This is a genomic window from Bacteroides muris (ex Afrizal et al. 2022), assembly GCF_004793475.1.
Lineage (GTDB): Bacteria > Bacteroidota > Bacteroidia > Bacteroidales > Bacteroidaceae > Bacteroides > Bacteroides muris.
In genome coordinates, this window is sequence record NZ_SRYZ01000045.1 from 20,913 (window position 1) to 29,816 (window position 8,904).

The window sequence follows — 8,904 nt, forward strand, 5'->3', positions numbered from 1 at the left end:
GAATGTCGTTTGAATATTATTTAAGCAATTTGCCTGCGTTGCCCGCGACATTTCCGGCGACCGCGCCTCCGACACTTGCCGCTCCTGAGCCGACCTGCATCGCTGTGGTGTTGACAGCACGGTTATAGTTTCCGGCACCTCCGGCTTGTATTATCCAGCCCGCCACAGTGGGAATCGTGAAGTATCCTATAATGCCGATTATCATAAAAATGACATAGCAAGTATTTGAGCTGTCGAGGTTTGCGTTGGGGTTGTTTGTCAGTTCTGAAATGTCGTTCTGCAACATCAGCACCTGTATTTTCGCAAGGATTGTCGAAAACAGGTCTGCCACCGGCAGCCACAGATAAGTCTGGATATATCGTTGTATCCACTGGGTCAGCGTTGACTGGAAGCCATCCCAAACGGAAAGAGCGAAAGCGACCGGGCCGAGGATTGAAAGCACTATCAGGAAGAATGTCCTGATTGTGTCGATTGTGAGCGACGCCGCCTGAAAAAGCATCTCCAATAACTCTCTGAAAAAGTTTTGAATAGCTTTTTTGACTTTGTACATTCCCCGCTCGATATACATTCCGGCGGCTGTGCCTATCTCCGTCACACCTAATTCGTCTATCTGTCTGTCAAACTCGGCATCATCGACAAGGTAGGCTGTTGACGGGTCATTCATCATCGCCTCATACTCCAGCCGGTCTTTCTCCTCGCGGTATTTCTGCATATCGAGTGTCTGCCCTTCAAGCATAGAGGCTGTACCCTGCACAATCGGCGACATCACAGAGTTGATTGTGCCGAGTACCACCGACGGGAAAAACATTATACAGAAGCCTATCACAAATGGACGTAGCAGCGGAAACACATCAATCGGCTCTGCGGCGGCAAGTGACCGCCAGATGCGATATGCCACATAGAACAGCGCGCCCAATCCGGCTATCGCCTGAGCCACACCCGCCATATCCTCACAGAGAGGCATCATCTCGTCATAGAGCGACCGGAGAATCGTGTGCAGGTTGTTGAAATCTATTGATAACGCTATCATATTTTTTATTATGATTATTACAATTACCAGTATTTTTCAGAGCCGTCGCCATAAAGAGCCACCACACGCTGTGTGTCAGCTTTCTTTTTGGCGCGCAGGTATGACACGCTGATATTCTTGTTTGTGTAGTAGGCGGTAAGGTTCTTCAGCCTTTTCATCTCCTTGTAGCAGTCATCGACCACATCCATACGGTCTTTGTCGGTCATACTCAGCGTAGTGATATTGACTACCTGTTTCAAGTCGCCGAGTACGCCGTTGGCTTCTTCGAGTATCCGGGTGTATCCGGAGGCGATTGCCGAGAGTTCAGCCGATGTGAAGTTCGGATCAGTCAGCATCTTCTGGAAATTATTGACGTAATAGCCGGAGATATTGCCGAGCATCAGGATTGTCTGCTGCACCTTTCGGGCATCACGGACGAGGTTATTGACCGACTGGAGAGCGTCGTAATACTTTTTCGCCTGCTGGTAAATTTTCACGGTTTCCTGAAAATTTTTGACCATGTGCGTAGCCGTCTGCGACTCCTGCACGAGTGATTTAGAGTTGTTTACGATGCTCTGGGCGATGTTTGACGGGTCTATGACCGTCCATTGGGCGGAAGCCCTGCCCGTGCCTAACATCAGGCATAGGGCAATCACGGGGATTAAAAACTTGAGTTGCTTCATTTGATTGCGGATTAAAAGTGGTGGATTTATCGTATTCTGTGAGCCATACCGACGATTGTACGGGCTATGACTGCCAATAGATGAAGGGGGACTGTCAGGAGGAGGGCGAGGCAGAAGGATACTCCTGAAATAATGCTTATTAAGACGGATTTCACTTTCATACATTCTTCTCTCTCCTTTCGTTGGCTAACTGTTTGATTGCCGCTTCTATGTCACCGCCGAGCTGGCGGGCGCGGTCAAGGACTTGGATTTTCTCCGTTTCTTCGGTAGTGTAACACAGGTATTCCTCCGGCGATACCTCAGTTGCATAGACAGCGGACTGCGTTCCGCCCAGCCCGATCCATACCTCTTTGTAGAGCCGGTTGGGGCTGTTTGCCATATTGATACTGAGTATCTGCGCCTTTTCCTTGTCGGTCAGACCGAGCAGCTCCTGTATCTGGTCAAAGCGGTTCATATATTTCCGCTGATCCAGAAGTATCTTGCAGTCGGAGTTGTTGATGATTGTTTCCTTGACAATCGGCGACGAGATAATATCGTCAACCTCCTGAGTGACAACCACAGCCTCGCCGAAATATTTGCGCACTGTCTTGAACATATAGCGCATATACTCAGCCATATTTGCGGTTGACAACGCCTTCCAAGCCTCCTCGCAGATAAGAAGTTTTCGCACGCCTTTCAACCGGCGCATCTTGTTGATGAAGGCTTCCATGATGATGATTGTCACCACCGGGAACAGGTCTTTGTTGTCGCGGATGGCGTCTATCTCGAACACGACAAAACGCTTGTTCAGCAGGTCGATATTCTCTTTGGAGTTCAGCAGGAAGTCAAACCGACCGCCGTGATAATACTGGCGCAGGGTTGTCAGGAAGTTGTCGATGTCGAAATCCTGTTTGTATATGGGGATAGGACGCTGTGCCATCTCAGCGCGGTAATCGTCGCGCATAAACTCAAAAAAAGCGTCGAAGCATGGCACTATATTCTTATCCTTAGCCATTTTTTCAAGGAACATCGACAACGCCGAGCCAAGCTCACCGGATTCAGTCTTTGTCACGCGGTCATCCTCCGACTTCCACAGCGTCAGCAGCAGGGTCTTGATTGAGTCCTTCTTCTCCACGTCGAACACCCCGTCATCTGTGAAGAACGGATTGAAAGAAATCGGTTTTTCCTCGGTGTAGGTATAATAGATACCGTCCTCGCCGTGCGTCTTGTTGTGGATCAAATTGCACAGCCCTTCGTATGAATTGCCGGTGTCAATCAGGAGGATATGCGCGCCCTGCTCATAATATTGGCGCACCAGATGGTTGGTGAAGAAAGACTTTCCGCTACCCGACGGGCCCAGTATGAACTTGTTGCGGTTGGTGGTGATGCCGCGTTTCATAGGCTCGTCGGATATATCCAGATGGATAGGTTTCCCGGTCAGTCTATCGACCATCTTTATTCCAAATGGCGAGAGAGAAGAGCGGTAGTTTGTTTCAGCGGTGAAGAAACAAACGGCGGGTTCTATGAAAGTGTAAAAACTCTCCTCGGCAGGAAAGTCAGCCTCGTTGCCGGGCATAGCCGACCAGAACAGTGTCGGGCAGTCAATGGTGTTGTGCCGTGGCATACAACCCATAGTCGCCAACTGACTTCCCACATCATTCTTGATGCGTCGCAGTTCCTCCGCGTCGTCGCTCCACGCCATGATATTGCAGTGGCAGCGCACAGAGGTAAGACCATAGCTGTGAGCCTCGTTCAGATAGCGGTCTATCCACTCTTTGTTTATGGCATTGCTTCGGCTATACTTTGAAAGACTGTTCATATTTCGGGCTGTCTTCTCGAACTTCGCCAGATTCTCGTCATGGTCGTCGATAAACACATACTGGTTGTATATGTGGTTGCACGGCAGAAGCAAACCGACGGGAGAGGCGAAGCTCAATCTGCAATCCGAGCGGTCAGTCGATAACCGCTCATAACGGTTATCAGTGCTGACCTTTCCGGGCAGATCATCAGTATCTGAAAGTGTATGCAGGCACAGCATCTTGTCGCCGATACGCATTTCTTTCGGTGACAGGTCTATATCCTCCAGACAGTTGACATCACCCATCGACAGAGACAGATACTTTTCTATAATACCGGAAGTTGTGTCAGTACCTATTATCTCATCGTCACCCATACGGCGCAGCGTTATATAGCCGGTGTCGTTGATTATGCGCTCGAACTGCCCGACAGCCTCCATGAAGCCCACAATCATCTCGTGATTGAGTTCCTTCGGGGTGATACGCCCACGGCAGAGGGTGGAGAAATTGGATTGCTGGCGCATACGCTCCTTTGTGGTCTTTGTCAGGAACAGGTAGCACTTGTGCGCCAGATACGGACGCTCGTTGAAGTGGCGTTCAAAACTGCGGTCAAGAAAACTCAAATTATCTTTTTGCAGTTCCGGCTTATAGTTCTCAGACACGAACCAGTCCTGCTTGTGCGCCACCGAATAATGTGGCAATACTTTGATAGCCTTGCACCATGCGGCGTGCATGGCTTCGTATTCCTGCGATGTTACGGTGAACAGTTCCGGGAGGCTGACCTCGAAGGCCACCGTTATATCGGCGTCCTTCGAGATGATGCAGCCGTGTTCCACGGCGAGCAACGGCAGTTTGCTTTCCAGCGTTGTGGCTTTCAGTGTATTTCTCATTTGCGACCTCCCTTCATTATATTGCGCACACGCAGACGGTTGATGATATAGCGGGGGCGGTACTTCACCGATGTGAGTTTCATAAGCCCGTACTGTCCGTACTTGCCGTTGAGCCGGAAGGTGTACCATACCAGAGCCGACGCGCTCACGGCACCGAAGCCTATGCACAGACCCTGCTGTACACCGCACATATAGAGTATCACGAACAGAATGAAGTCGGTTATCAGACCTCCGGCGAAGATGAACAGGTACTGAGCTTTCAGCCCCTTATATTCCACCGTCCTGCCTATGCCCTTGTTGATAGGATATTCCATTGGCGTGGTGGGATTAGAGGAAGAACGAGCGCAGGATTGTGGCGGCTACCACGAGGAATATACAGGCACCGAACCAAGAGGCGGCGGTTTTCGATGTGTCGGGATCGCCGGAGCTGAACTTGCCATAGACCTTGACACCGCCGATAAGACCCACCACCGCGCCGATGGCGTAGATCAGTTTTGTCGCGGGGTCGAAATAGGAGGTCATCATCGAGGTAGCCTCGTTGATACCCGCCAGACCGTTGCCGGCGGCGAACAGCTGGACGGCGCACATCAACAGCAGCATTGCCGCGATTGGGCGACGGAGGTTAGGAGCGTTCATAAACGCTACGATGCTGTCATAGAGTTTTTTGAGGGATTTTGTCATAAATTTTATTTTTAGGATGGATTGTGGATTTGGATAGTGGTGGTCAGTGGAGAATATTGAAGTCGATAGCGTCAATGCCGGTTGTGTCTATGTCTGCATGGAACACGATTTTCTTTTTCGGCTTCGCTTCCTCCGGGTTTGAGGGTGGAGTGTCAGCAGTATTATTCTCCCCCGGAATTTCGGGGAGCTGGCACTCAATCATAAGTATGCGCTTGCGCACCAACGGATCGAGCTTGATTTTCTCGATAATCTGTGTGCCTTGTATGTCGGGCAGCACACGGCGGGCGGTTTCCTTGTCATCGGGATTGTTGGAATTACCCTTCAGAACATTTACCGCTGTACTGATTTCGTTGAAATCACTGCCTCCGGCTCTGGGTTCCTCCGACGGGATTTCATCGCCTGTAAGTTCGCTTGCAGAGTGTGTGGCAAAAACTTCGTCGAGTTTCTCCACCGGGATTTGCGCCGAGGACTTTTCCTCCGGTTCATCGGGAAAACCGGCATCCGAGGGTTTGCCGTACTCCTTGATGATAAGCGGTATTACCTCTTTGGCTGCTTCTTTCGCAGCCTCGCGGAACACCTCCTTGAACTCGTTGATGTCAAAAGTGCTTTTGCCGACAATACTGTCATTTTCGGCTTCCGCCTCTGTGTCGGCAGCCTTAGCGGGGTCAGGCAATGGCGTTTCCTTTACCGGCTTTGCTGAGTCGGGCTTTGTCAGCACCCTGCGGATAAGCCACAGGTTACTCGCCAGCAGAGCGATTATAAGTGCCGTTTCCATCAGAACAGGTCTTTATGGTTATGTTCATGGACACTGCGCATCACCGCATTGTTGCGGGCAATATGCTCAAGTATGATTTCCGAGGCATAGGAGCCGATTGACACTCCGGGTCTGTCAAGACCCTTTACCATGCGCGACAGGGCGGCATGAACTTCGGGATAGATATACACCTTCCTGTTGGACATCAAGATGTGCGGCGAGAGAAAACGCTCAATATAGCGTTCTTCCGCGCCATCGGGGATTTCAGCCACCTCGATAGTGGTGACTACTCGTGATTGGGATTTTTTCATGATTCTTATGAATGTATTGGGTTATAAAATAGGGTCGATAATATCTGCGAATTCCTCAAAATGCGCGGCAAGCACATTGTTGATATAGGCTTTTATGGAGCAGACCTTACCCTTTTTCTTGTGGAATAGTATCCGGCGTATCTTCCAGATAAATTCAGGATCGATTTCCGACACTTGGAATTTATCTTCCGGCCACATATAGCGCATATTGCGCACGAAGCGTTCCATATACAGCCGTTCCCTTTCGGAGTTTTTAGCCTGTACAGTGGTATTTCCGGGGCTTGCTCCGTCACCTTCGCCTGCCACCGGCTGTGGGTTAGCCTGTTCTTGCTGTTTGGACGCGCTTTTCCTTTTCAGCGATGACAGACCGGATGGCTCATCCCGGAATGTCCTGATAAATTCCTCCGGGTCGATTTGTGGCTCATAAACCTTTGACATAGGCTCACAGGTTTAATATGCCGAGCAGTTCATCGGCAAGTTCCGGAAGCCTTGTGCCTTTGAGCAGCGTTTTGTCGGGCGGAACAAGCGTAGAGCGGAACACAGCGCGGTTAAGGGTCTTTGACCCCTCGCGGCGATACTTCTTGGTGTCGGGTATCTTGGTTTTCATGGTCTGAAGCCCGCATTCCTCAAACACAGCCTCATACTGGTCATAGAGGTCTGTCTTCTCGCGGGCGTCCACGAGGTTCCAGAGCATATACATCTGTTTGACCGATGTGCGCCCGGTCGTGAGCCACTCCTGTATTTTCAGGGCGAAGGCGAGCGAGCTTTCAAGTATTACCTTGTCGGCGGCGACAGGGACAATCACCATGTCCAGACAGTTAAGGATGGAAACAACACCGGGATTGTTGACTGTGCCGGGAAGGTCGAAAAATACGATGTCTATCTCATCCTCGCAGTCATCGATAATCTCACGGACTTTGCGCATGGCATTCTCCGGCTGAGCCGACAAAACCGGATATGGAGCCAGCTTTGTCAGACGCATATTGTCGGAAAACATCTTTTTGAACACGGGGCTGCACTCTATCAGCTCCTTGTCACGTTCACGCATATCCTCAATGCTGTACTGGGGAAAGTCGCAGTCAACGACAAGGACTTTCAGCCCCCTGACATAGTAGAGGTAACTCGCCGCAAGAACGGTCAGAGTCGTTTTGCCCGCTCCACCTTTCTGGGTGGAGAAAGCGACAAATTTAGGATCTGTCATAAATAAAATTTGAAAATGGATGTAGTGGTGACTGCATAGCAGTGGCCGTCAGCGTCATTTCGACACGTCGCAGACCGGTCTTGTCTATACTCCGGGGGGAACAGGCTGCGGCATTGGCTATGCTTTTGAGTTGGGGTACGGCTATCTCCGTCGCTCATGGGCGACCTTCCTCCGCCGTCAGGAGGGCATCGGCTATGTAAGCCGGAAGGTGATAGTCATGTCAGTCATTTTCTTTTTTTAATTTTGGGTGTTGGATTTAGTGGCGGAACATTGTTCCTTTCTAACTATGGCCGCACGGCTATATGTCCGTATAACCAGAGATAGGTAGTTTGCTTCTAATATTCCTTGTCAGGAGGTTTGCCCGCTTTATTATAAGATACATACTTTGCCGTTCAGTAACCAATCTCCGTACATCATAAATAAAATAGATTGTTCGGAAGGACATTGTATAAATACCTTTATTGCAGTCTTGCCAAGAGGCGAGGAATGTTATTGGCAGGTCAGCTTTCAATCTTGCAGTTCAGGAGGAAAGTTCATTATATAACAAGTAGGTTGACTTCCCTGAAGGCGAGCTTTCGAGCTAATCTCTACACAAAGAAACAAAATAAATTCCATTTTGTCAAGCCCTTAAAATTGCCAGATCATTGGCTCATAGAGGTTGAGGTATCGGATTTCCTCACTTTTCCCCGGATTTCCCGAAAACGGGGCTGAAATTTTAACATTTCGCCATGCGATTTTTTTACTCACGGCATCACCGGACTTTCCAGCGGTGCCCCCACGGCAATCCCTACCGTCATAAAGTTTCAAATTTTCTCTCTTGCAGTTAGGAATTGCACCGGATTTTTTGTAACTTTATGGAAGCATCGACGGGTGTATCTACACTCCGCAGGCATGGAACACCGTTTTTTCACCGCCAAATGGTATGACCGGCACCACAGGCACCGAAAATATGGATTTCATATTAGGAAGGATGTCCACATAGACATAGCAAGGTGTCCGAATAGTAACTATTCGGGTTTCGGGTAACTCCGGTTCCCACGAAACAACCTTGCAATGCAGGATATTCTCCAAAGTCGAATATCCCATGACTTGACCTGCGGTTTGTCTGTACACAGCGATGCACTCACCACAAAATCCATACATAATATGACTGAAAAACCGAAAACCGGGCGACCGTTGTCGCCCAACCGATGCACCCACTGCGTCATGGTGCGCTTCGATGACCTCGAATGGGATAGCCTGACCCGCATGATGGAGAAGGCTGATGAATCCGTAAAAGCCACGTTCATAAAAAAACTTATCTTCGGAAAGCCTTTCAAGGTGCTGTCCACAGATAAATCCCTCGCAGTATATTGCGCCAAACTCTCGGAGTTTTTCGCCCAGTACCGCACAATCGGGGTAAATTATGACCTCGTTGTGAAGGAGCTTCGCGCCAATTTCACTGAGAAGAAAGCTATGACACATCTCTACAAGCTGGAGAAAGCCACCATAGATCTGGCAAAAGTCACAGCCGATGTCAAGGCGTTATCCATGCAGTTTGATGAACAATGGTCGCTAAAATCTCGATAGGCTCATCGCTCTACGGGGCGTTGTCATACAA

General features: G+C 49.6%; 11 protein-coding genes. 1 reads left to right on the top strand and 10 read right to left on the bottom strand.

Features of this window, described 5'->3' with window-relative positions; all coding sequences use genetic code 11:
- Positions 1-16: 16 nt before the first annotated feature.
- The 10 genes from traJ to E5355_RS15340 all read right to left on the bottom strand — a co-directional run bounded on the left by traJ (position 17) and on the right by E5355_RS15340 (position 8,447).
- Positions 17-1,015: a conjugative transposon protein TraJ gene (gene traJ, locus E5355_RS15295; RefSeq protein WP_136011028.1), complete on the bottom strand. Its 999-nt coding sequence runs from the start codon at positions 1,013-1,015 to the stop codon at positions 17-19.
- Between the two features lie 38 nt (positions 1,016-1,053).
- The gene (locus E5355_RS15300; RefSeq protein WP_136011022.1) at positions 1,054-1,692 is read right to left on the bottom strand and encodes a DUF4141 domain-containing protein; all 639 of its coding nucleotides are present in this window, start codon (positions 1,690-1,692) and stop codon (positions 1,054-1,056) included.
- Positions 1,693-1,849: 157 nt separating this feature from the next.
- Positions 1,850-4,357, bottom strand: a complete 2,508-nt coding sequence (locus tag E5355_RS15305) for a TraG family conjugative transposon ATPase (protein ID WP_136011023.1) — start codon at positions 4,355-4,357, stop codon at positions 1,850-1,852.
- Positions 4,354-4,671, bottom strand: a complete 318-nt coding sequence (locus E5355_RS15310; protein WP_136011024.1) for a DUF4133 domain-containing protein — start codon at positions 4,669-4,671, stop codon at positions 4,354-4,356. Before E5355_RS15310 ends, E5355_RS15305 begins: the two co-directional genes overlap by 4 nt.
- A 13-nt stretch (positions 4,672-4,684) precedes the next feature.
- Entirely contained in the window at positions 4,685-4,993 is a 309-nt protein-coding gene (locus E5355_RS15315) for a DUF4134 domain-containing protein (RefSeq protein WP_136011029.1), read from the bottom strand.
- 88 nt (positions 4,994-5,081) lie between these two features.
- A complete protein-coding gene (locus E5355_RS15320; protein WP_136011025.1) occupies positions 5,082-5,813 on the bottom strand; it encodes a hypothetical protein in 732 nt (243 codons plus the stop codon).
- Positions 5,813-6,103, bottom strand: a complete 291-nt coding sequence (locus E5355_RS15325) for a DUF3408 domain-containing protein (protein ID WP_123550735.1) — start codon at positions 6,101-6,103, stop codon at positions 5,813-5,815. Before E5355_RS15325 ends, E5355_RS15320 begins: the two co-directional genes overlap by 1 nt.
- Positions 6,104-6,124: 21 nt before the next feature.
- Positions 6,125-6,541 carry a DUF3408 domain-containing protein gene (locus tag E5355_RS15330; RefSeq protein WP_123550736.1) on the bottom strand — a complete coding sequence of 139 codons (417 nt, stop codon included), beginning with the start codon at positions 6,539-6,541 and terminating at the stop codon, positions 6,125-6,127.
- 4 nt (positions 6,542-6,545) lie between these two features.
- The gene (locus E5355_RS15335) at positions 6,546-7,304 is read right to left on the bottom strand and encodes a ParA family protein (protein ID WP_136011026.1); all 759 of its coding nucleotides are present in this window, start codon (positions 7,302-7,304) and stop codon (positions 6,546-6,548) included.
- 876 nt (positions 7,305-8,180) lie between these two features.
- Positions 8,181-8,447 carry a hypothetical protein gene (locus tag E5355_RS15340; RefSeq protein ID WP_168354353.1) on the bottom strand — a complete coding sequence of 89 codons (267 nt, stop codon included), beginning with the start codon at positions 8,445-8,447 and terminating at the stop codon, positions 8,181-8,183.
- 3 nt (positions 8,448-8,450) lie between these two features.
- Between E5355_RS15340 and E5355_RS15345 the strand changes: the two genes are divergently transcribed.
- Positions 8,451-8,873, top strand: a complete 423-nt coding sequence (locus tag E5355_RS15345) for a hypothetical protein (protein ID WP_123486690.1) — start codon at positions 8,451-8,453, stop codon at positions 8,871-8,873.
- The last annotated feature ends 31 nt before the right edge of the window (positions 8,874-8,904 follow it).